22 protein-coding genes are annotated in these 19,504 nt (G+C 66.9%); 15 read left to right on the top strand and 7 right to left on the bottom strand.

The window, feature by feature from the left end; translation table 11 throughout:
- Window positions 1-60: 60 nt before the first annotated feature.
- Genes PSEMAI1_RS0113545 through PSEMAI1_RS0113515 form a run of 7 tightly spaced genes read right to left on the bottom strand, consistent with a single transcriptional unit; the run spans window position 61 to window position 6,324 of the window.
- Window positions 61-2,151, bottom strand: a complete 2,091-nt coding sequence (locus PSEMAI1_RS0113545) for a flagellar biosynthesis protein FlhA (RefSeq protein ID WP_024303398.1) — start codon at window positions 2,149-2,151, stop codon at window positions 61-63.
- Window positions 2,148-3,290 (bottom strand): flagellar biosynthesis protein FlhB, encoded by a 1,143-nt coding sequence (locus PSEMAI1_RS0113540; RefSeq protein WP_024303397.1) that lies wholly within the window; start codon window positions 3,288-3,290, stop codon window positions 2,148-2,150. The genes PSEMAI1_RS0113545 and PSEMAI1_RS0113540 overlap by 4 nt, the downstream gene beginning before the upstream one ends.
- Window positions 3,283-4,062 carry a flagellar biosynthetic protein FliR gene (fliR, locus tag PSEMAI1_RS0113535; protein WP_024303396.1) on the bottom strand — a complete coding sequence of 260 codons (780 nt, stop codon included), beginning with the start codon at window positions 4,060-4,062 and terminating at the stop codon, window positions 3,283-3,285. The genes PSEMAI1_RS0113540 and fliR overlap by 8 nt, the downstream gene beginning before the upstream one ends.
- 9 nt (window positions 4,063-4,071) lie before the next feature.
- Window positions 4,072-4,344 carry a flagellar biosynthesis protein FliQ gene (gene fliQ / locus PSEMAI1_RS0113530; protein ID WP_024303395.1) on the bottom strand — a complete coding sequence of 91 codons (273 nt, stop codon included), beginning with the start codon at window positions 4,342-4,344 and terminating at the stop codon, window positions 4,072-4,074.
- A gap of 1 nt (window position 4,345) precedes the next feature.
- Window positions 4,346-5,101: a flagellar type III secretion system pore protein FliP gene (gene fliP, locus PSEMAI1_RS0113525; RefSeq protein ID WP_024303394.1), complete on the bottom strand. Its 756-nt coding sequence runs from the start codon at window positions 5,099-5,101 to the stop codon at window positions 4,346-4,348.
- Window positions 5,098-5,454: a flagellar motor switch protein FliN gene (gene fliN / locus PSEMAI1_RS0113520; protein WP_024303393.1), complete on the bottom strand. Its 357-nt coding sequence runs from the start codon at window positions 5,452-5,454 to the stop codon at window positions 5,098-5,100. The genes fliP and fliN overlap by 4 nt, the downstream gene beginning before the upstream one ends.
- 3 nt (window positions 5,455-5,457) lie before the next feature.
- A complete protein-coding gene (locus PSEMAI1_RS0113515) occupies window positions 5,458-6,324 on the bottom strand; it encodes a FliM/FliN family flagellar motor switch protein (protein ID WP_024303392.1) in 867 nt (288 codons plus the stop codon).
- Window positions 6,325-6,572: 248 nt separating this feature from the next.
- Here PSEMAI1_RS0113515 and PSEMAI1_RS0113510 point away from each other — a divergent pair, with 248 nt between their 5' ends.
- From PSEMAI1_RS0113510 to PSEMAI1_RS0113440, 15 genes are all read left to right on the top strand, one after another.
- A complete protein-coding gene (locus tag PSEMAI1_RS0113510; RefSeq protein WP_024303391.1) occupies window positions 6,573-6,911 on the top strand; it encodes a flagellar hook-basal body complex protein FliE in 339 nt (112 codons plus the stop codon).
- 79 nt (window positions 6,912-6,990) lie between these two features.
- Entirely contained in the window at window positions 6,991-8,631 is a 1,641-nt protein-coding gene (gene fliF, locus PSEMAI1_RS0113505; RefSeq protein WP_232219916.1) for a flagellar basal-body MS-ring/collar protein FliF, read from the top strand.
- Complete coding sequence (locus PSEMAI1_RS0113500) at window positions 8,615-9,655, top strand: flagellar motor switch protein FliG (RefSeq protein WP_024303389.1); 1,041 nt, start codon at window positions 8,615-8,617, stop codon at window positions 9,653-9,655. Before fliF ends, PSEMAI1_RS0113500 begins: the two co-directional genes overlap by 17 nt.
- Window positions 9,652-10,455, top strand: coding sequence for a flagellar assembly protein FliH (fliH, locus tag PSEMAI1_RS0113495; RefSeq protein WP_024303388.1), 804 nt, complete (start codon window positions 9,652-9,654; stop codon window positions 10,453-10,455). The genes PSEMAI1_RS0113500 and fliH overlap by 4 nt, the downstream gene beginning before the upstream one ends.
- Before the next feature lie 2 nt (window positions 10,456-10,457).
- A complete protein-coding gene (gene fliI, locus PSEMAI1_RS0113490; protein ID WP_024303387.1) occupies window positions 10,458-11,768 on the top strand; it encodes a flagellar protein export ATPase FliI in 1,311 nt (436 codons plus the stop codon).
- Complete coding sequence (locus tag PSEMAI1_RS0113485) at window positions 11,765-12,208, top strand: flagellar FliJ family protein (protein ID WP_024303386.1); 444 nt, start codon at window positions 11,765-11,767, stop codon at window positions 12,206-12,208. The genes fliI and PSEMAI1_RS0113485 overlap by 4 nt, the downstream gene beginning before the upstream one ends.
- 88 nt (window positions 12,209-12,296) lie before the next feature.
- On the top strand, window positions 12,297-13,628 hold the full coding sequence (fliD, locus tag PSEMAI1_RS0113480) for a flagellar filament capping protein FliD (protein ID WP_024303385.1): 1,332 nt from the start codon (window positions 12,297-12,299) through the stop codon (window positions 13,626-13,628).
- A gap of 26 nt (window positions 13,629-13,654) precedes the next feature.
- Entirely contained in the window at window positions 13,655-14,047 is a 393-nt protein-coding gene (fliS, locus tag PSEMAI1_RS0113475; protein WP_024303384.1) for a flagellar export chaperone FliS, read from the top strand.
- The gene (locus PSEMAI1_RS0113470; RefSeq protein WP_024303383.1) at window positions 14,034-14,321 is read left to right on the top strand and encodes a hypothetical protein; all 288 of its coding nucleotides are present in this window, start codon (window positions 14,034-14,036) and stop codon (window positions 14,319-14,321) included. The genes fliS and PSEMAI1_RS0113470 overlap by 14 nt, the downstream gene beginning before the upstream one ends.
- Complete coding sequence (locus PSEMAI1_RS0113465; RefSeq protein ID WP_024303382.1) at window positions 14,318-15,343, top strand: flagellar hook-length control protein FliK; 1,026 nt, start codon at window positions 14,318-14,320, stop codon at window positions 15,341-15,343. The genes PSEMAI1_RS0113470 and PSEMAI1_RS0113465 overlap by 4 nt, the downstream gene beginning before the upstream one ends.
- A gap of 23 nt (window positions 15,344-15,366) precedes the next feature.
- Window positions 15,367-15,843 carry a flagellar basal body-associated protein FliL gene (locus PSEMAI1_RS0113460; RefSeq protein ID WP_024303381.1) on the top strand — a complete coding sequence of 159 codons (477 nt, stop codon included), beginning with the start codon at window positions 15,367-15,369 and terminating at the stop codon, window positions 15,841-15,843.
- A gap of 5 nt (window positions 15,844-15,848) precedes the next feature.
- The gene (locus PSEMAI1_RS0113455; RefSeq protein WP_024303380.1) at window positions 15,849-16,541 is read left to right on the top strand and encodes a FliA/WhiG family RNA polymerase sigma factor; all 693 of its coding nucleotides are present in this window, start codon (window positions 15,849-15,851) and stop codon (window positions 16,539-16,541) included.
- Window positions 16,542-16,560: 19 nt separating this feature from the next.
- Window positions 16,561-17,424 (top strand): flagellar motor stator protein MotA, encoded by an 864-nt coding sequence (motA, locus tag PSEMAI1_RS0113450; protein WP_024303379.1) that lies wholly within the window; start codon window positions 16,561-16,563, stop codon window positions 17,422-17,424.
- An 11-nt stretch (window positions 17,425-17,435) separates the two neighbouring features.
- Window positions 17,436-18,425, top strand: coding sequence for a flagellar motor protein MotB (locus tag PSEMAI1_RS0113445; protein WP_024303378.1), 990 nt, complete (start codon window positions 17,436-17,438; stop codon window positions 18,423-18,425).
- A 381-nt stretch (window positions 18,426-18,806) separates the two neighbouring features.
- Window positions 18,807-19,490, top strand: coding sequence for a Crp/Fnr family transcriptional regulator (locus tag PSEMAI1_RS0113440; protein WP_024303377.1), 684 nt, complete (start codon window positions 18,807-18,809; stop codon window positions 19,488-19,490).
- The last annotated feature ends 14 nt before the right edge of the window (window positions 19,491-19,504 follow it).

Raw genomic sequence — 19,504 nt, 5'->3', positions numbered from 1 at the left:
CCTGGGGAGTAGTGATGGGTTGCGCTGCGCTTCACCCATCCTACACTTCCAGGGCCGGTATCAGCCCAGTGTGCCGATCAGGCTGACTTCGCGGTTTTCCGGCACTTCGTTGTAGGAGAGCACGTTGAGGCCGGGGGCGAACAGCCGGCCGTAGCGTGCCAAGAGCGGGCGGATCTGCGGCATCACCAGCAGGATGGGCGGCGTGGCGTGCTGTTTCATCTGGTCGCGGATGATGGGCATGTTGATCTGCAGTTGCTGCAGCACGTTGGGGTCGATCGGGAAGCTGTCGAGCGCGGGCTTGCCGGTCTGCTGGGCCTGGGAGAGCGCGCCCAGCAGCAGGTTTTCCAGCTCGGCGGTGAGGTTGAACGCCTTCATCTCGCCGCGCGGTCCGAGGATGCCCTGCACGATCTGGCGCTTGAGCGTGCTACGCACTTCGGCGGCCAGCATGATCGGGTCTTTCGAGGTGTCGGCGGCTTCCACCAGGGTGGTGGCGATCGGCACGATGTCCTTGAGCGGGACGGAGTCGGTGAGCAGGGTGCGGAACACGCGCAGTTGCTGGCTGGGATTGAGTGCCTGGGTCAGCGCCTGGGACAGCTTGGGCGCTAGCGCCGACAGCCGCTCGCCCAGTGCGGAGACGTCGTCGTGGCGGAACAGTTCGGCCAGGTTTTCGCGCATCACTTTGTTGAGGTGGGTGGCGATGACGCTGGGGCAGTCCACTACCTGGTAGCCCAGGCCCAGGGCGCGGGCCTTGTCGTCCGGGGTGATCCAGGTCACCGGCATGGCGTAGGCGGGGTCGATGCCGGGGATGCCGTCGAGCTGGCCGTAGACTTCGGGCGAGGGGATGGCCATCAGCCGGTCGGCGTAGACTTCGGCTTCGGCCAGGGTGGCGCCGTTGATGGCAATGGCGTACTGCGAGGGCTTGAGGCGCAGGTCGTCGCGTAGTGTCACCGCCGGTAGCAGCACGCCCAGGCTTTCGCTCAGGGTCTGGCGCACGCCTTTGACGCGCTTGGCGAGCGGCGCCCCCTGGGCCTTGTCGATCAGCCCGACCAGCTTGTAGCCGAGCGTCAGCGACAGGACTTCGACGTAGGGCAGGGCGTTCCATTGCAGTTCGATGTCGCCGTCGGCCAGCAGCGCCTGCTGCAGCTTGGCGGGGTCGGCTTCGGCCGGTTTGGCTTCCTCCGCGCGGCGCAGGCGCCAGCCGACGAAGGCGAGCAGGGCGGCGAAGGCGAGGAAGGGCGGCCAGGGCATGCCGGGGATGACCGCCAGGACGAACATCATGGCGGCGGCGGAGAACAGCACAGTGGGCGAGGCCAGGAGCTGCGAGCCGACCTGTTCCTGCATGTCGCCCGAGTCGCTGACGCGGGTGACGATGATGGCGGCGGCCGACGACAGCAACAGCGCCGGGATCTGTGCCACCAGGCCGTCGCCGATGGTCATCAGCGCGTACTGGCGGAAGGCGTCGGCGAAGCCCATATCGTGCATCAGGGCGCCGATCGCCACGCCGCCGAACAGGTTGATGACGAGGATCAGGATGCCGGCGATGGCATCGCCGCGCACGAACTTGGAGGCGCCGTCCATCGCGCCGTAGAAGTCGGCCTCGGTGGCGATGTCGCGGCGGCGCTGCTGGGCGGCTTCCTGGTTGATCACGCCGGCGTTGAGGTCGGCGTCGATCGCCATCTGCTTGCCGGGCAGGGCGTCGAGGGTGAAGCGGGCCGAGACTTCGGAGATGCGCTCGGCGCCCTTGGTGACCACCACGAAGTTGATGATCATCAGGATCACGAACACCACCAGGCCGACCACGAAGTTGCCGCCGATCACTACGTGGCCGAAGGCCTCGATCACGCGCCCGGCCGCCGCCGTGCCCTCGTGCCCGTCGAGCAGCACCACGCGCGTGGAGGCGACGTTGAGCGTGAGGCGCATCAGCGTGGTGGCGAGGATGATGGTGGGAAACACCGAGAAATCCAGCGGCCGCTTGGCCGACACGCTGACCAGGATGACGATGATCGCCAGCACGATGTTGAAGGTGAACAGGGCGTCCAGCATCAAGGGTGGCAAGGGCAGGATCACCATGGCCAGGATGGCGAGCAGGAACAGCGGGGCGGCCACCTTGTGGCGGGCGATTTCGGCGAACAGGCGGGAGAGTGACTTCATGCTGGATTTCGGGGTTCGGCCAATTCGCGCGGGACGGGCAGATCGGCCGGCAGTTCCGGCCGGCTATGCCGCGAGCCCGCGCGGAACGCCTTCAGTTGCAGAACATAGGTCAGCACTTGCGCCACCGCCCGGTAGAGCGGGGCGGGAATCTGCTGGTTGACCTGGGTGGTGTGGTAGACGGCGCGCGCCAGGGGCGGAATCGGCAGCACCTCCACCGCGTGCTCGGCCGCTACCTGGCGGATGTAGAGCGCCATTTCGTCGATGCCTTTGGCGATGATGAACGGCGCCTCGGCGCGGTCTTCGTCGTACTTGAGTGCCACGGCGTAGTGGCTGGGGTTGACGATGACCACGTCGGCGGTCGGCACCGATTTGCGCACGCCGCGCTGTGCGAGCTGTAGTTGCAGTTGGCGGATGCGCTGCTTGATCTCGGGACGGCCTTCGGTGGTCTTGTACTCGTCCTTGATCTCCTGCTTGCTCATGCGCTGCTGGCGCAGGAACAGCAGGGTCTGCAGCGGCAGGTCGAGCAGCGCGAAGGCGATGAACACCGCGGTCAGTGCCAGGAGCGCGTCGATCAACAGACTGGCGGCGCGGCTCAGCGCTTCGTCGAGCGGCACGCCCTGCAACGCGAAGAAGTTCTGCAGCGCGCCGCGGCTGACGTGATAGAGCACCGCACCCAGCACCAGGGCCTTGACGATGGACTTGGCCATGTCGCTGGCGTGCTGCGGCGAGGCGATGCGGCCGAAGTGGGCAAGCGGGTTGAGCCGGTCGAAGCGGGGGTGGAAATGGCGGGGGGCGAAGATCCAGCCGCCCGGCAACAGCGATACGGCCGCCACCAGGAGCGGAATGATCGCGAGCGGCAGGATCATCTTGACGAGCAGCGTCAGCGTGCCGGAGAACAGCGTGCTCCAGGCGTGCTCCAGCGCGCCCTGGCCAGACAGCGTGGCGAAGGACAGGGCGTACAGGCGGCGGAAGTCGTCGAGCCAGCCCGGCATCGACAGGAAGGCGAGTTTCAGCGCGATCAGCAAGCCGACCGCGCTGGCGAGATCGCGCGAGCGCGCCACCTGGCCCTGCTCGCGCGCCTGGCGCAGCTTGTGCGGGGTGGCCTTTTCGGTCTTGTCGCCGCCGCGTGCTTCAGCCATGGGCGTGCCCCAGCAGGGTGTCGAGCATGGTCAGCACCTGCCCGGAGAGGCGCAGGTAGTGTTCCGGGACGAAACGCACGATCAGCCCCAGTGTGCCGAGCCCGAACAGTGTCACCACCGGGAAGCCCAGCGAGAACAGGTTGAGCGCCGGAGCCACGCGGTTGATCAGGCCGAAGCCGATCTGCACCACGAAGGTGGCGAACACCGCCGGCAGGGCGAGCAGGATGGCCGCCGCCAGCACCCAGCCCAGGCTCAGGGCCAGCGTCTTGAGTGACAGCGCGTCGATGCCGTCGCCGATCGGCCAGGATTGGAAGCTGGCGTACACCACCTGGATCAGCACCAGGTGGCCGTCCAGCGCGAAGAACACCAGGGCGCCCAAGAGGTAGAGCAGGGTGGAGACGACGTCGGAGGAGTTGCCGCTGCCGGGGTCGTTCATCACTGCCATCGACAGGCCCATCTGCGAGGATACCAAAAAGCCCAGCAGCGACAGCACCGCCATCACCAACTGGAAGGCGAGGCCGAACACCAGGCCGATAATGGCCTGCTCGAAGGCGACGGCGATGCCGTAGAGCGAGAACGGGTCTATCGCCGGTGTGCCGCGCAGTGCCGGCAGCGCGGCCACGGCCAGCGCCAGTGCGGCGCCGATGCGCACGCGTGCCGGGGTCATCGCTTCGCCCAGCAGCGGGGCCACGGTCAATGCGGCGATGAAGCGGCAGAATGGCCACCACAGCGTCGGCAGTAGCTGGAGGAGGTCGGCGAACAGCCCGGTCATGGCGGCGGCTCAGCCCACCAGCGTGGCGGCGCGGTGGAACATGTCGATGCAGAAGTCCATCAGCAGGCCGGTCATCCAGTGGCCGGCGAGCGCGATGGTGGCCAGCGTGATGAGGAGGCGCGGCAGGAAGGAGAGGGTCTGCTCGTTGATCTGGGTGGCGGCCTGGATCAGGCTGACGATCACGCCGACGATCAGGCCCGGCAGCACCAGCAGCACCACCAGGGTCACCACCACGTAGAGGCTGTCGTTGACGAGGTCGACGGCGATGTCGGGGGTCAGCATGTCAGTAGGCCTGGATCGAGGTGACGAGGGTGTTGACGGTGAGCGACCAGCCGTCCACCAGCACGAACATCAACAGCTTGAGCGGCAGCGAGATGACCAGCGGCGAGAGCATCATCATGCCCATCGCCATCAGCACGCTGGAGACCACCAGGTCGATCACCAGGAAGGGGATGAACAGCATGCAGCCGATCTGGAAGGCGGTTTTCAGTTCGGACAGCACGAAGGCGGCGAGCTTGACGGCGAAGCTGTGATCCTGCGGCCGGGCGATCTTGTCTTCGCCGGAGAGCTTGGCGATCTGCGCCAGGGCGTTCTTGTTGGTCTGCGCCAGCATGAAGCGCGAGATGGGCTGCTGCGCCACGTCGAGCGCCTGTTGCATGGTGATCTTGTCCTGGTCGAACGGCAGCATGGCCTTGTTCCACACTTCCAGGCCGACCGGGCGCATCACCAGCAGCGTCAGGATCAGCGCCACGCCGGTCACGAGGCGGTTGGGCAGGCCCTGTTGCAGGCCCAGCGCCTGCCTGAGCAGCGATAGCACGATCACGAAGCGGGTGAAGCTGGTCATCATCAGCACCAGCACGGGCAATAGCCCGAGCAGGGTCATGACGATGAGGATCTGCGTCTTGACGGTGAAGTCCACCGGCGTGCCGCCGGCGTTGGCCGAGAGCAGCTTGAGCGAGTCGGCGGCGGTGGCGTCCTGCACGGTCAGCAGCAGGGCGGTACTCAGCGCCAGCGGCAGGGCGGACCAGGACAGTCTCATGGAGTCAGCGCGTCGAGGTCGAGGTCGTCGAGTTCCACCACGCGGAGACCGTAGTTCTCGCCTGCCACCACCACTTCGGCGCGGCCGATCACCGAACCGTTCACCTTGATGTCGAGCGGTTCGCCGGCCAGCTTGTCGAGTTCCAGTACCGAGCCCTGGTCGATGTTGACGAGGTCGGCGAGCGAGATGTCGGCGCTGCCGACTTCCAGCGTCAGCGTGACCGGAATCTTGCGCAGGAACTGGCTCATGTCGCGGGCAGGGCGCGCCGGCACCGTTTCGGCGGCAGGGGAGGCGGGGGCGGCATCGATGTCCTTCAGCACGCCGTCGAGGTCGAAATCGTCGTTCATTTCCATGGATTACTCCGCATCGTCAAACGAGGTCAGGCACAGCTTGCCGTGGTTTTCGGCCACCGCGGCGGTAAACACGCGGGTGCGGCCGATGTAGACGTCGGCCTGCTGCTGCAGGCTGACCGGCAGCACGCTGCCGACCTTGAGGTCGAAGATTTCCCCCAGGCTCAGGTGCTTTTCCATGACCCGGGCGTTTAGTGTGATCGTGAGTTGTTCGGCAAACGGCCGGGCCAGGGGCTTGCCCTGGGTCTGTGCGCCGTCGTGGCGGGCGAGCTGGCGCAGTACCTGGGCGAACACGGCCGCGTCGAGCGCGAGGCCGATCTCGCTCACGCCGCCGCTGCCGGCTTCGCCCAGCATAAGCACCATTTCCCAGGCCGGCTGTTCGCCGGGGGGGAAGGGCAGGGTTTCTACCGCCGGCGCCGACTTGAGCATCGGTGTGTCGTTCTTCGCCAGGCGCCACACCGCTTGTACCAGGCGTGCCGCCAGCCGCTCGCCCAGCATGCGCGCCAAGCGCCGTTCGGTTTCGGTTTCGCGGTGCGGCTGGGCGGACGGCGAGGGGGTGTCGCGGCCGCCGTAGCGGTAGTCGAGGATGCGCAGCAGCAGGGGACGGGCCACGCTGATGCCGATGCAGGCGCCATCCACCCGGTGCCAGGTGCGCTGGCTGGTGTCGTGGCCGGGCTTTCCTGCCTTCAGTGTCTTGAACTGGAACTGGGCGCGGTAGCGGGCGTTGAGCTCGTGCGCGACGAAATCGGCCAGTTCCTGTTCGACCAGCCGCAGGAATGCCGGCAGCAGGTGGAAGGGGCGCCCCAGCGTGGTCGGGTCCAGCGCGGTCAAGCGGGCTCCGTCGGCGGGAGGAAGGATTCTGGACTTGGGCATGGCGGGTTTGTTCGGGTTGCGAGCCGGCGGCGGAGCGAACCGCCGCGGGACGAATGATCGCGAATGTTACTGAATGCCCGGTGGGCTGCGGGGTGAAAATTCACACAAGCAGTTGTGAAAATTCACGCCGCTTATCAGTAAGCGAAAGTTTAAACTGCGTGGGAATTTGCCAAGGATAGGCAGGAGATGGAGGCTGCGCGCCCACTGTGCCGGCCTTGTCCCCGGCGCCGAACAGCAAGGAATCCCGCATGACGACATCTCTGGGCGTGATGATCAACGCCGACCAGACCCAACTGCTCCGCGACATGTCCGGGCTGGCCAAGGTGGCCGTTGCCGCCGAGCCGGCCGTCCAGGACGCGGCGGCGCCGTCGAGCTTCTCGCAGGCGATGATGAGCGCGGTGCGCGAGGTGGATGACCGGAACCGCGCCGCCAGCGACAAGATGGCCGAGGTGGACAGCGGCAAAAGCGACGACCTGGTCGGGGCGATGATGATGAGCCAGGAGGCCAGCCTGTCGTTCTCGATGCTGATGCAGGTTCGTAACAAGGTGGTCGCTGCCGTCGACGACCTGATCAAGATGCCCATCTGAATAGCGCAGGTCCGACGTGTTAGCTCAACTTCGATCCGGCCTGGCCTCGTGGCGCGGCCTTGCCGTCCGTCCCCCCGCCATGCCTGCCTCCGCCATCCGCTACCTGTTGCCGATGCTGGCGCTGGCCATCGGCCTGACGCTGGCGGTGACCTTCTGGCTGTGGCGCGACGATGCCAGCTACAAGCCGGTGTTCGGCGCTCAGGAGAAGGTGGTCGCCGCCGACATGATGGCGGTGCTCGACGCCGAGAAGATTCCCTACCGACTCCATCCCCAGACCGGCCAGGTGCTGGTGCCGGACGCCGATCTGGGCCGCGTGCGCATGGCGCTGGCCGCCAAGGGCGTGGTGGCGCAGCTTCCGGCCGGGCTGGAGCTGTTGGACAAGAATGACCCGCTCGGCGTGAGCCAGTTCGTTCAGGACGTGCGTTTCCGCCGCGGCCTGGAGGGCGAGCTCGTCCAGAGCATCCTGGCGCTCGATCCGGTGCAGGCGGCGCGTGTGCATTTGTCGCTGCCGCGCTCCTCGTCCTTCGTCAGCGCGGCCGAAGACAAGGGTTCGGCCTCGGTGGTGGTGACGCTGAAGCCGGGGCGGCAACTCTCGAACGAGCAGATCGCCGCCGTCGTCAACCTGGTGGCGGGCAGCGTGTCGACGCTGAGCCCGGCCAAGGTGACGCTGGTGGATCAGGCCGGCAATCTGCTGTCGTCGCGCGTGGATTTGGCGGAGGCCGGCAATGGCCAGCCGCTGAACGAGAGCGATGCCGCCCGGCGCTACCGCGAGGAGGCGCTGGAGAACGTGCGCGCACTGCTGACGCCGGTGGTGGGTGCCGACAACTTCAAGGTCAGCGTCACCGCCGAGGTGGACAACGACCGCGTCGAGGAAACGCGCGAGAAGTACGGCGAGGCGCCCAAGATCACCAATGAGGCATCGCGCGAGGAGAAGTCGAGCGACAAGCTGGCGCTCGGCGTGCCGGGTTCGCTCAGCAACCGCCCGATCAATACCGATTCCTCGGCGCCGGCTCAGGAGAGCGTCGGCGGCAACAGTAAGAACGCCGTGACGCGCCAGTACGCCTACGACCGCAGCATCATGCAGATCAAGCATGCGCGCGGCGGGTTGGCGCGTCTGTCGGTGGCGGTGGTGCTGAACCAGGCTGCTGCCCCGGCCAAGGGCGGCTGGCAGCCGGAGCAGCTCGCCAACGTCGACAAGGTGCTGAGAAACGGTTTGGGCATCAAGGCCGAGCGTGGCGACGCGCTGGCGGTGACGGCGATGAATTTCCCCGGCCAGGTGGTGCCGGAGCCGTGGTGGCAGCAGCGCGACACGGTGCTCGACGGTGCGAGCTGGCTGGCTTACGGCTTGGCGTTGCTGCTGGGCTATCTGCTGATCGCCCGTCCCCTGTTGAAGATCCTGCGCCAGTGGGCGAGCCGGCCGCAGACTGCCGGGGCGCTGGTGCCGGTGGCGGCGGCAGGGCAGCCGGAACCGGTGCTGCTGGAGCCCGACGAGCAGCCGCAGTCCCAGGCGGCGGCGCAGGACCGGCCGCTGGCGCTGCCCGAGGGCCGCCCGAGCGGTGCGAGCCCGGTGGTGCCGTTGCTGGAGAACTACGATTTGCCGCCGGCGGGTTCGTCGGTGGATGTGCTGGTCGACCATCTCAAGGGTCTGGCTGCCAAGGAGCCCGAGCGTGTGGCCGAGGTGGTGAAACAGTGGGTGCAGAAAGATGGAAGAAAACAGTAAACCGGGCATGGCCGCCAATCTGCCGGCCGATCCTGCCGCGATGACACCGTTGCAGCAGGCCGCCATCCTGCTGTTGTGCATGGGCGAGGAGCCGGCGGCTGGCGTGCTGCGTTGTCTGTCGCGCGAGGAACTCCTGGCCGTCACCCAGGAAATGTCAGGCCTGAGCGGCATCAAGGTCGACTCGGTCAAGGGCGCGATCCAGAAGTTCTTCGACGAATACCGCGAGCAGAGCGGCGTGCATGGCGCCAGTCGCGCCTTCCTCAAGCGTTCGCTCGACCTGGCGCTGGGAAGCGACATCGCCAACAGCGTGCTCGACAACATCTACGGCGACGCCATCCGTCCCAAGATGGCGCGTCTGCAGTGGGTGTCGCCGCAGTGGCTGGCGGATCGCATAGGCGGCGAGCACGTGCGCATGCAGGCGGTGTTCCTCGCCTTCCTGCCGCCGGCGCTGGCAGGCCAGGTGGTGGAGGCGCTGCCGGAAGAAAACCGCGACCGCGTGCTGGTCAACATCGCCCGGCTCAAGGATGTCGACCGCGACCTCTTGATCGAGCTGGAGGAGCTGGTCAACCGCTGCCTGGAAAGCCTGCATACGCAGAGCACGGCGGTGGAGGGCATGCAGCAGACTGCCGACATCATCAACCGTCTGCCGGGCGACCGTGCCCGCATGATCGAGCTGTTGCGCGCGCACGATCCAGACATCGTCGGCGAGATCGAGGCGCGCATGTACGACTTCTTCGTGCTGTCGCGCCAGACCGAGACCGTGCTGATGCGCATCGCCGAGGACGTGGCGCTGGAGCAGTGGGCGATCGCGCTCAAGGGTGCCGAGCCGGCGGTGCGCGATGCCGTCGTCCAGACCATGCCGCGCCGCCAGGCGCAGAGCTTCGAGGACATGATGCGCCGCTCCGGCCCGGTGCCGCTGAGCCGCGTCGAAGAGGTGCGGCGCGAGATCATGGCGCAGGTCAAGGCGCTGGCCGATGCCGGCGAGATCGATCTGCAGCTATTCCCCGAGGAAGTGGTCGAGTGAAGAGCTGGCGCCCGTTCCGTTTTCCGCCACTGGTGCAGGCACCTACGTCGCTGTCCACCGGCCAGCCGGCCGCTGAAGCCGCGCAATTGCAGGCCTCGGTCGCCGACGGTTTCCGCCAGGGCATGGATACCGGCTACCGTGAAGGTCTGGCCGCCGGCGAAGCAGCCGGGCACGAGGCCGGACATGCCCAGGGCTTGGCCGAAGGCCGCCAGCAGGGTTTCGAGGCGGCGCGGCGCGAGGTGCTGGCGCAGTTCGACGGCCTAGCCGCACCGCTCACCGCGGCGGCCGAGGCGATGCGCCGTACCTGCCAGGACTACCAGGCCGCATTGCGCGAGGACGTGATCGAGCTGGTGGCCAAGGTGGCGCGCCAGGTGATCCGCTGCGAGCTGACGCTGAAGCCGGCGCAGATTCTCGACCTGGTCGAGGAAACGCTGGCCGCCCTGCCACCGGTGACGGGCGAGGTCGAGGTGTTGCTCAACGCCGAGGAGTGCGAGCGCATCCGCGAACTGGCGCCGGAGCGCGCCGCGCGCTGGCGCCTGGTGCCGGATGCCAAGCTGGCGCCGGGCGAGTGCCGCGTGCGCACCACCGAGAGCGAAGCCGACGCCGGCTGCCAGCAGCGGCTGGAAGCCTGCCTCGACAAAGTGCGCGAGCAACTCGGTGCGGCTCCGCGTGCGGCAGGCGCGGGGCAGGCAGAGGATGACGCCCCGCCGCAGAAAGCCGCTGCCGGCAAGGCGGCGGCCAAGCCGCGCAGCCGTAGCCGCAAACCTGCCGGTGATACGGCTGTGGCCGAAGAGGCCTGATCATGTTGCACCATGCGCTGGGGAGTCTCGAATTCGACGACGTGCCGGTGGCCACCGTCACCGGCCGCCTGGTCGGCGCGTCCGGCTTGCTGCTGGAGAGCGTCGGCTGCCCGCTCGAAACCGGTCAGCGCTGCCTGATCGAAACCGCCGCCGGCGAGTGGCTGCAGGCGCAGGTGGTCGGCTTCAAGCGCGAGGTGTCCTACCTGATGCCGTTCAAGAAACCGGTGGGGCTCGCCACCGGTGCCCGTGTGCAGTCGGCGCCGGATGCCGCCGGTTTGTTCATCGGCCCGTCCTGGCTTGGGCGCATCGTCAACGGCTTGGGCGAACCGCTCGACGGGTTGGGACGGCTTGGCGGCGAACACCCGCTGGCGGCACATCCGCCACGCGTCAATCCGCTGAAGAAGCGCCCGGTTGACGCCCCGCTCGACGTCGGCGTGCGCGCCATCAACGGCCTGCTGACGCTGGGGCGCGGCCAGCGCGTCGGGCTGTTCGCCGGCAGCGGCGTCGGCAAGAGCGTGCTGCTCGGCATGATCACCCGCCACACCGAGGCCGATGTGGTCGTGGTCGGCCTGATCGGCGAGCGCGGGCGCGAAGTGCGCGAGTTCGTCGAACACGCGCTCGGCGCCGAGGGGCTGGCCAAGGCGGTGCTGGTGGTGGCGCCGGCCGACGAATCGCCGCTGATGCGGCTCAAGGCCACCGAGCTCACCCACACCATCGCCGCGCATTTCCGCGACCAGGGACGCAACGTGCTGTTGCTGGTCGATTCGCTCACCCGCTACGCCATGGCGCAGCGCGAGGTGGCGCTGGCGCTGGGCGAGCCGCCCGCCACGCGCGGGTACCCACCGTCGGTGTTCGGCCTCTTGCCGACGTTGGCCGAAAGTGCCGGCAACGGCGAGGGCGGGGGCAGCATGAGCGCCATCTACACCGTGCTGGCCGAAGGCGACGACCAGCAAGACCCGGTGGTCGATACCGCGCGCGCCATTCTCGACGGCCACATCGTGCTGTCGCGCCAACTCGCCGAGCGCGGCCATTACCCCGCCATCGACATCGCCGCGTCGGTCAGCCGCTGCATGGGGCTGGTGGCCGGACCGGGCCAGCGCGAGGCGGCGCGCACCCTGCGCGGCCTGTGGGCGCGCTATCAGGAGGTGCGCGGGCTGATCCCGCTGGGCGGCTACGTGCCCGGCGCCGATGCCGAGACCGACCGCGCGGTGCAACTGATGCCGCGCATCGAACGTTTTCTACGCCAGGACGCCGCCGAGGCAGCGCCCTATGCCCCGACCCTGCAGCAACTCGAGGAGCTGTCCGCATCATGAAACAGCAAGAAGCCCTGCGCCGCCTGCAACTGATGGTGCGGCTGCGCGACAACGACGTGGCGCGGCTGCAGGCCGAAGTCGAGGCCAAGCGCCGCCTGCAGGAACGCTATCGCCGCAACATCGAGCGCATGGGCGAGCTGTGCGGCCAGAGTGGTGCCAGCGCTGCTGCCGCCTCGCCGGTGCTGGCTCTCAACTGCGCCGGCTACAAGGGCGCGCTGTTGCAACTGATGGCCTCGCAGCAACAGGACCTGAGCCTGGCCGAGGCCGACGGCGCGGTAAGCCAGCGCGCCCTGGTGGCGGCCATGCTGCGGCGCGAGGCGATGGTGCAGGTGCGTGACGACGCCGCAGCCCGGCTGGACGGCGAGCTTGCCCAGCGCGAACAGAAACACGCCGACGATTTCGCCGGCCTCGCCTGGTGGCGCGGGCGCGAGGCGGTGTGATTATTCACGCCGCTTGAAGAAAAGCGCGGTTCCGGTCGCCCTGAATCAGTATTCAGACCGGAATCAGCCAAAGAGCAAGGAGCAGATCATGGCCGACATCAACCCGACGCAGATGGCAACGCAACTGGCCAACCTCTACGTGCAGCAGGCTCAGCAGCGGCTGACTGTTCAGAACACCGCCGCCAAGGCCCACAGCGACGGCCTGAGCAAGCTGCAGACCGCGCTGCAGGAGTTCCGTTCCGCACTCACCACGCTGACCGGCAAGAAGAGCATGGTGGCGATGAGCGCGAGCTTCAGCAAGAGCGATGTCGGCACGGTCAGCGCCAGCGGCACCGCCCAGCCCGGCACCTATTCGCTGTTCGTCGAAAAACTGGCGAGCGCCCACCAGGTGGCGTTCGACGGCGTGTCGGCCAGCACCGGCGGCACCCTCACCGTCAGCCTTGGCGGTTCCAGTTTCAACGTCGATCTGGTCACGGCCGACAGCAACGGCGACAACAGCCTGTCCACCAGCGAAATCGCCCTGGCCATCAACAAGGCCTCGGGCAATGCCGGCAAGGTCAACGCCATGGTGCTGACGTCCGACGGCCAGACTCGGCTGGTGCTGACCTCGGCCAAGACCGGCGCCGCCAACACCGTTTCGGTAGATGCCAGCCAGGTCAGCGATGCCGGCCTGAAGGCCGCCTTCGCCGCGCCGTCCGAACTGGCCGCCGCCCAGGACGCGATGGTGTGGCTGGGCGGGCAGGGCACCGGCGTCAAGATGCAGCAGGCCTCCAACACCTTCACCGCCATCGACGGCGTGAGCATGACCTTCAGCCGCGCCATGAGCGCCGGCGAGACGCTCTCGCTGACCGTGGGGCGCAACGACAGCGACACCGCCACCAACGTGCAGGGCTTCGTTGACGCCTACAACACGCTGCTCAAGACGCTCGACAGCCTGACCGTCGCCGGCTCCGCCGACAAGGACCAGAAGGCCGGTCCCTTCGCCACCGACACCGGCGTGCGTTCGCTGCGCAATCACCTCAACAGCCTGATCCGCCAGAGCTTCGGCGGCGTGCGTCTGGCCGACATGGGGATCACCGCCTCGCGCGAGGGCACGCTGACGCTCGACAAGACCAAGCTCAACAAACTCCTGGCCGACCAGCCGACCGCGCTCGACGGTTTCTTCAACGGCGACACCGGCCTGATCAAGAGCACCGGCAATTACCTCGACAAGTGGCTCAACGGCACCACCGGCCTGCTCAAGCAGCGCAAGGAAAGCGCCCAGCGTGCGCAGAGCGATCTCGATGCCCGGCAGACCCGCATCGATGCCCAGTACGACCAGGCTTACAAGCGCTACCTCGCCCAGTTTTCGCAGTTGCAGACCATGCAGTCGCAGATGAGTCAGACCCTGGACACGCTCAACGGCTACTTCAGCCAGTAACCCGTAACCGACCACAGGAAGCCATTTTGGATTACGAAGCCTACCGCAGTTACCACTCGGTCAACCTCGAAGCGCAGACCGCCACCGCCTCGCCGGTGCAACTGGTGCTGGTGCTGTTCGACGGCCTGCTGGAAGAACTGGCGCGCGCCCGCGGCCACATGGAAGGGCAGCGCTTCGAGCAGAAGGGCGACAGCATCGGCAAGTGCATCAACATCCTCAACGGCCTGTCCAGCGCGCTCGACTTCGAATCGGGCGGCGAGGTGGTGACCGATCTCGCCCGGCTGTACGACTACTGCGCCTTCCGTCTCTACCAGGCCAGCGTAGAGCTCGACGTGGCGGCGCTGGACGAGATCATCGGCCTGTTGGGCACGCTCAAGGGCGGCTGGATGGGAGTGCGCGATCAGCATGAAGCCGCTTGAGCTCGATACGCTGGACCAGGCCCTGCGCGCGGCCTTGGCGTCGCAGGACTGGGAACGCCTGACTGTCCTCGATGCGCAGCTTGCCGCGTGGCTGGCCGAGGCGCCGGCGATAGCCGACCGCGACGCCCTGGGCCGCCTGCGCGCCACCTACCGCGAAACCCTGGCGGCCGGCCGCGCCGCCGGCGACGAACTGGAACAGCGTCTGGCCCTGCTGGGCCGGGAACGCGAAGGCCAGATCGCCTACGCCCAAGCCAGCCAATGGGAGGACGCATGACCACCTTGCCAGTCGCCGCACCGGCCGAAACCCGTTCCGCCGAGAGCGGCGCTGCTCCGGTAGTGGCCGCCGCCGCGGTGCCCGAAGCGGCCCAGCCTGCCGGTTTCGCCGACGCCCTGCTGGCGTTGTCGGCTCCGGCACAGCCGCTTTTGATGCCGGCCATGCCGCCAGTTGGCCAACAGCCCGCCGGGCAAGACGGCCAGGCATCCGCCGAACAGGACGGCGATGCTTCTTCCGGGCTGGACGTATTGCTCTTGCCGACCCCGCAGCCCACGGCTCTGCCCATCCCTCCCTCCTTGCCTTTGCCGTCGATGGCCAAGCCGGACATGCCGTCCCGCTTGGCCGTCGGCGCGCTCTCGCCGGATCCCGCGGACTCTCTGCCGCAACCGGCCGCCGTGCCGTCGCTGGCCGTCGGCATTCTGCCCGCCAGCGCCGATGGCCGTTCCGTTGGCCAGATTCCGGTACTCCCGTCCGTGTCGGATGGCGGCGCCGCGACGCTGGCTAGCGCGCACGGCGCCACGGCGGGGGCACTGCCGGCCTGGCTCGGCCAGACGCTGCCCGGTGCCGGCCAGCCGGCACTGCCGGAATGGGCACCGGTCACGCTGCCGGCCGGGCAGTCGGCGCGCTGGGGCGAATCGCTGCGCGCCGCCCTGGGCGAACGCATGGACGTGCAGAGCGCGCATGGCATCGACCGTGCGCTGATCCGCCTCGATCCTCCGTCGTTCGGCTCGCTGGAAATCGCCATCCGCCACGAAGCCGGCGCGCTGACGGTGCAACTGGTCGCCTCGCACGGCGAGGTGGTACGCCAGTTGCAGGCCATCGGCGACGCGCTGCGCCAGGACCTCTCGGCACGCCAGTACACCCAGGTAGCGGTGGAAGTGCGCGAAGGGGCGCCGGGCGGCGGGCTGGGGCAACAGGGGCAGGGACGCTCCGGCCGCGACGGCCAGCAGGACAACCGTACTCCAGGGCAAGCCCTGGCGGAGGCCGGCAGCGAGGGGAACGGCCCCTTCGCGCTGGGTTGAAGCCGAGATCAAGGACAGAGTGAATGAACAAGAAAACCATCGTCGTCGTCATCCTCGCCATGCTGCTGGCCGTGGCGCTTGGCGCCGGCGGCGTCTACTGGTGGCTGGGGCAGCAGAACAAGGTGGCTACGGCGGCCGAACATGGTGACGCCGAGAAGGCCGAGAAGGCAGACAAGGGCGAGCCCAGCCGCTACGTCAGCCTGGACAAGGTGATCGTCATGCTGCGCAAGGAAGGTGATGACAGCGAGATGCATTACATGGCGGTGGACTTGGTGTTCCGTACCGCCGAACCGCACGAAAAGGAACTGAAGGAGCAGTTGCCCTTCCTCAAGACCGTGGCGGTACGTGCGCTGTCGCAGCTCGTGCTGGCGCGCGCCTCGGCCATGAGTATCGACGACTACCAGCAGCTTCTTGCCAAGGCCTACCGTGCCAGCTACACCGCCGAGCGCGGTGCGAGGCCGTTCACCGAGGTCATGGTCGGCAAGCTGATCATCGAGTAAGACCCATGTACCCCGCCTACGCCGTCGCCGACACCCCGGCCGAACTCGAAGCCCGCTGCCTGCTCGACTACACCCCGCTGGTGAAGCGGGTGGCGCGCCAGCTGAATTCGCAAGTCAACGGCGTCATCGAGCGCGAAGACATGGAGCAGATCGGCCTGATGGCGCTGCTCGAGGCGCTGCGCCGCTATGGCGAGCCGGACGAGCGTTTCGCCGGCTACGCCGTGCTGCGCGTGCGCGGCGCCATCCTCGACGAACTGCGTCGGCTCGACTGGCGGCCCCGCGCCCTGCGCCAGGACGCCCACCGCCTGCGCGACAATCTGCGCGAGCTGACGCGCCGGCTCGGCCGCGAGCCCAGCGAAGCGGAAGCCGTGCAGCAGCTCGGGCTCGCCCCCGAGGACTACCGCGAACTCCTGGTGGCGGAAAACGCCGAGGCCATGGCCAGCTTCGACGAACTGGTCGCCGCCGGCATCGAGCCGGTCGACGACAACACCCCCGAAACCAGCGCGCTGCAGAAGCGCACCCTGGCCGCGGCGCTGACCGCACTGGACGAGCGCGAACAGCGTGTCATCCAGCTCTATTACGAATTCGAACTCAGCCTCAAGGAGATCGCCGCCGTGCTCGACCTGACCGAAGCGCGCGTGTGCCAGATCAACAAGAGCGCGCTCAAGAAAATGAAGGTCCGGCTCGAAGCCGCCTGAACTCTCTGGAAAGGCAACTATGCAGCAACTCTTAGGCATCGGCATCGTACTCGGCTGCGTGTTCGGCGGCTTCTTCATCCATGGAGGATCGTTCCACGTCATCTGGCAGCCGGTCGAACTGCTGATCATCTGCGGGGCGGCGCTCGGCTCCATCGTGCTGGGCAACCCCAAGCACGTGCTGGTGGAGATGGCGGGCCAGATCAAGCGCGTGGTGCTGCGCAAGAAGCACGGCGCCGAATTCCAGCGCCAGCTCCTGCTGTTGATGTACGAACTCCTGATCACCGCGAGCCAGGGCCTGAAAGCGCTCGACGAACACGTCGAGGCGCCGCGCCAGAGCCCGCTGTTCAACCGCTACCCGCTGGTGCTGGAGGAGCCCAAGCTGCTCGCCTTCATCGTCGATAACTTCCGCCTGATGGCGATGGGCAAGATCAGCGCGCACGAGCTGGAAGGCGTGCTCGACCAGGAAATCGACGCCATCCACGAAGAACTCAGCCAGCCCTCCAAGTCGCTGCACAAGATCGGCGAGGCGATGCCGGGCTTCGGCATCCTGGCCGCGGTGCTGGGCATCGTGATGACGATGAACAGCGTCGGCAGCGGCGCTACCACCGGCGAGATCGCCGAACAGGTCGGCGCGGCCATGGTCGGCACCTTCATCGGCATCTTCTTCTGCTACGGCGTGCTCGATCCGCTCAGCAACGTGATGCACCAGCAGGTCAAGGAAGAGCTGTCCAACTTCGAATCGGTCAAGGTGGTCATCACCACGCACGCCTCCGGCAAGCCGCCGCTGCTGGCGATCGATGCCGGGCGCCGCCTGGTGCAGCTCAACACCAAGCCGAGCTTCTCGCAGCTCGAAACCTGGATCAACGCGCTGCAGGGCGCCTGAGGGAGCGCCACGTGAGCCTGGACAAGAAAAAGGACGGCCACGCCGCCGCCGTCATCAAGAAAGTGTCGCGGCGTCAGGACGACGGCGCCCATGGCGGGGCGTGGAAGGTGGCCTTCGCCGACTTCGTGCTGGCCCTGATGTGCCTGTTCCTGGTGATGTGGCTGCTCGCGTCGCGCGAGCAGGAAACCATGGCGATGTTGCTGCGCAACGGTGGCGGCAGCCCGCTGGCGGAAGGCACCCAGTCGCGCATCCAGCACCAGGGCACGCCGCACGGCAGCCTGATTCCGCGCGAACTGGTGCCCGGCCAGCAGGCGACCGAGTCGCGTCCCAACTCGCAGGTCAAGAGCAGCGCCCAGCCCTCGGCGCTCGACGACGGCAACGGCCAGAAGGTCCGCCGCCGCTACGACAGCACGGCCGACCTGCAGAAGCTGGCGAAGATGATGGCCGAGCTCTCCGCCGAGGTGGGGCTCGCCGGCAACATCCAGACCGTGATCACCCCGTACGGCCTGCGCGTAATGCTGCACGACACCGACAAGCAGGGCATGTTCGAGCGCGGCAGCGCGGTGATCAACGAGCGCTTCAAGCGTCTCTTGCAGAAGATGGGGCAGATGTTCGAGTCGATCGACAACCAGTTGCTGGTGGTAGGCCATACCGACTCGCTGCAGTACAAGGGACAGGATTACGCCGCCTTCTCCAACTGGAGCCTCTCCAGCAACCGTGCCATGGCGGCGCGCATCCAGCTCTTGTCCGGCGGCATGGCGGGCAACGGCATCCTGCAGGTGGTCGGCATGGCCGACCGCGCGCCGCTCGATCACCGCCACCCGGACGCCGCCATCAACCGCCGCATCGAACTGTTGGTGCTGACAACCGGCCAGGCTCAGGCGGTCTCGGCCATGTTCGGCATGCCCGACGAGGCGGTGAAGCCTCCGGCGCCGGGCATCGAGAAACCTTCCGCGAGCGATATGGCCGCCCTCAAGCAGCAACTGCGGCTCGTACCGTAACAGTAGCGATTGTCATTGTCATAATATGGCAACGTGCTTTTTTCGGATTCTGCCTGGCCCGGCAAAGCCGGGCCGCTTCCGGTAAGTGATTGAATCCGCAGCCTTCTTGTTTGCAGGACAAACCCCTTCCGCTTCGCAAAAGGGGTTTGTCGACAATCTCAGCCCGGGTAAAACCCGGGCTTTTGACATTACAAAATAGTAAAAGTTCGACGGATCCCTTTTCAAAACTTTACAATGAAGCCGTTATTTATAACAATTGTACTGCATAATCGATTTGGCATGATCGAATTGACAAAAAAATGCAAAAACGTCCTTACCCGTTGTGTTCAACCCATGCCACACCACGCAACTGGTGTTTGTTGAAATAGCTGCTGCACATAGATGACCAAAAAAGACATCAAACCGCTCCTGCTCGCGACCGATTTCTTCGGCAGCCTGAACGATTCCGCCCTCGACGAACTGATCGGCCTCGCCGTTCCGCTCTATCTGCGCAAAGGAGAACCGCTGTTTCTGGAAGGGGGAAACAGCGCGGCCATCTACCTGCTGGTCGACGGGCGCATCGAAGCCTCCGTCTCGGACGGCCAAGGCAAGAAGTTCGTCTTCATGTTCAACGAACCCGGCGAACTGCTGGGCGAGGTGTCCTATCTGGACGGTGGGCCCTGTGCCTGGAGCGCGGTGGCCGAGCGCGATTGCCAGTTGCTGATGTTCCGTCGTGCCGACTTGGTGAGCGTGTTCGGCACCGCCGACGGCCTGCCGTGCGAGAGCATCCGCAACAAGATTTTGCTGCGCCTGGCCGGCATGGTGCGGCGCATTTCCACCTCGGCCAAGAACCTCGCCCTGCTCGACGTCTACGGCCGCATCCGTATCCTGTTCAACGAACTGCTGGTCGAAGAGGACGGCGTGATCATGCTGGACAAGCCGCTGACCCAGCAGGAAATCGCCGACCAGATCGGCTCCTCGCGCGAGATGGTCGCCCGCATCCTCAAGGAACTGGTCTACGGCCACTACATCCGCATGGAAAACCGCCGCATCGTGCTCTTGAAGATGCTGCCGGAGAACTTTTAAGTTTTTTTCGGCAG

This window comes from Pseudogulbenkiania sp. MAI-1 (assembly GCF_000527175.1).
Classification (GTDB): Bacteria; Pseudomonadota; Gammaproteobacteria; order Burkholderiales; family Chromobacteriaceae; genus Pseudogulbenkiania.
Note: the sequence above shows the minus strand (reverse complement) of the source record. Positions and strands in the feature narration are given on the sequence as shown.

Excerpts from the sequence above, each read along its gene's own strand:
- PSEMAI1_RS0113455 (WP_024303380.1), top strand. The coding sequence starts at position 15,849 with ATGTACCCCGCCTACGCCGTCGCCGACACCCCGGCCGAACTCGAAGCC.
- PSEMAI1_RS0113485 (WP_024303386.1), top strand. The coding sequence starts at position 11,765 with ATGAAACAGCAAGAAGCCCTGCGCCGCCTGCAACTGATGGTGCGGCTG.
- fliN (WP_024303393.1), bottom strand. The coding sequence starts at position 5,454 with ATGGAAATGAACGACGATTTCGACCTCGACGGCGTGCTGAAGGACATC.
- PSEMAI1_RS0113440 (WP_024303377.1), top strand. The coding sequence starts at position 18,807 with ATGACCAAAAAAGACATCAAACCGCTCCTGCTCGCGACCGATTTCTTC.
- PSEMAI1_RS0113510 (WP_024303391.1), top strand. The coding sequence starts at position 6,573 with ATGACGACATCTCTGGGCGTGATGATCAACGCCGACCAGACCCAACTG.
- fliR (WP_024303396.1), bottom strand. The coding sequence starts at position 4,062 with ATGACCGGGCTGTTCGCCGACCTCCTCCAGCTACTGCCGACGCTGTGG.
- PSEMAI1_RS0113500 (WP_024303389.1), top strand. The coding sequence starts at position 8,615 with ATGGAAGAAAACAGTAAACCGGGCATGGCCGCCAATCTGCCGGCCGAT.
- fliQ (WP_024303395.1), bottom strand. The coding sequence starts at position 4,344 with ATGCTGACCCCCGACATCGCCGTCGACCTCGTCAACGACAGCCTCTAC.
- PSEMAI1_RS0113460 (WP_024303381.1), top strand. The coding sequence starts at position 15,367 with ATGAACAAGAAAACCATCGTCGTCGTCATCCTCGCCATGCTGCTGGCC.
- PSEMAI1_RS0113470 (WP_024303383.1), top strand. The coding sequence starts at position 14,034 with ATGAAGCCGCTTGAGCTCGATACGCTGGACCAGGCCCTGCGCGCGGCC.
- PSEMAI1_RS0113515 (WP_024303392.1), bottom strand. The coding sequence starts at position 6,324 with ATGCCCAAGTCCAGAATCCTTCCTCCCGCCGACGGAGCCCGCTTGACC.
- motA (WP_024303379.1), top strand. The coding sequence starts at position 16,561 with ATGCAGCAACTCTTAGGCATCGGCATCGTACTCGGCTGCGTGTTCGGC.
- fliF (WP_232219916.1), top strand. The coding sequence starts at position 6,991 with ATGCCTGCCTCCGCCATCCGCTACCTGTTGCCGATGCTGGCGCTGGCC.
- fliI (WP_024303387.1), top strand. The coding sequence starts at position 10,458 with ATGTTGCACCATGCGCTGGGGAGTCTCGAATTCGACGACGTGCCGGTG.
- PSEMAI1_RS0113465 (WP_024303382.1), top strand. The coding sequence starts at position 14,318 with ATGACCACCTTGCCAGTCGCCGCACCGGCCGAAACCCGTTCCGCCGAG.
- fliP (WP_024303394.1), bottom strand. The coding sequence starts at position 5,101 with ATGAGACTGTCCTGGTCCGCCCTGCCGCTGGCGCTGAGTACCGCCCTG.
- fliD (WP_024303385.1), top strand. The coding sequence starts at position 12,297 with ATGGCCGACATCAACCCGACGCAGATGGCAACGCAACTGGCCAACCTC.
- PSEMAI1_RS0113545 (WP_024303398.1), bottom strand. The coding sequence starts at position 2,151 with ATGAAGTCACTCTCCCGCCTGTTCGCCGAAATCGCCCGCCACAAGGTG.
- PSEMAI1_RS0113540 (WP_024303397.1), bottom strand. The coding sequence starts at position 3,290 with ATGGCTGAAGCACGCGGCGGCGACAAGACCGAAAAGGCCACCCCGCAC.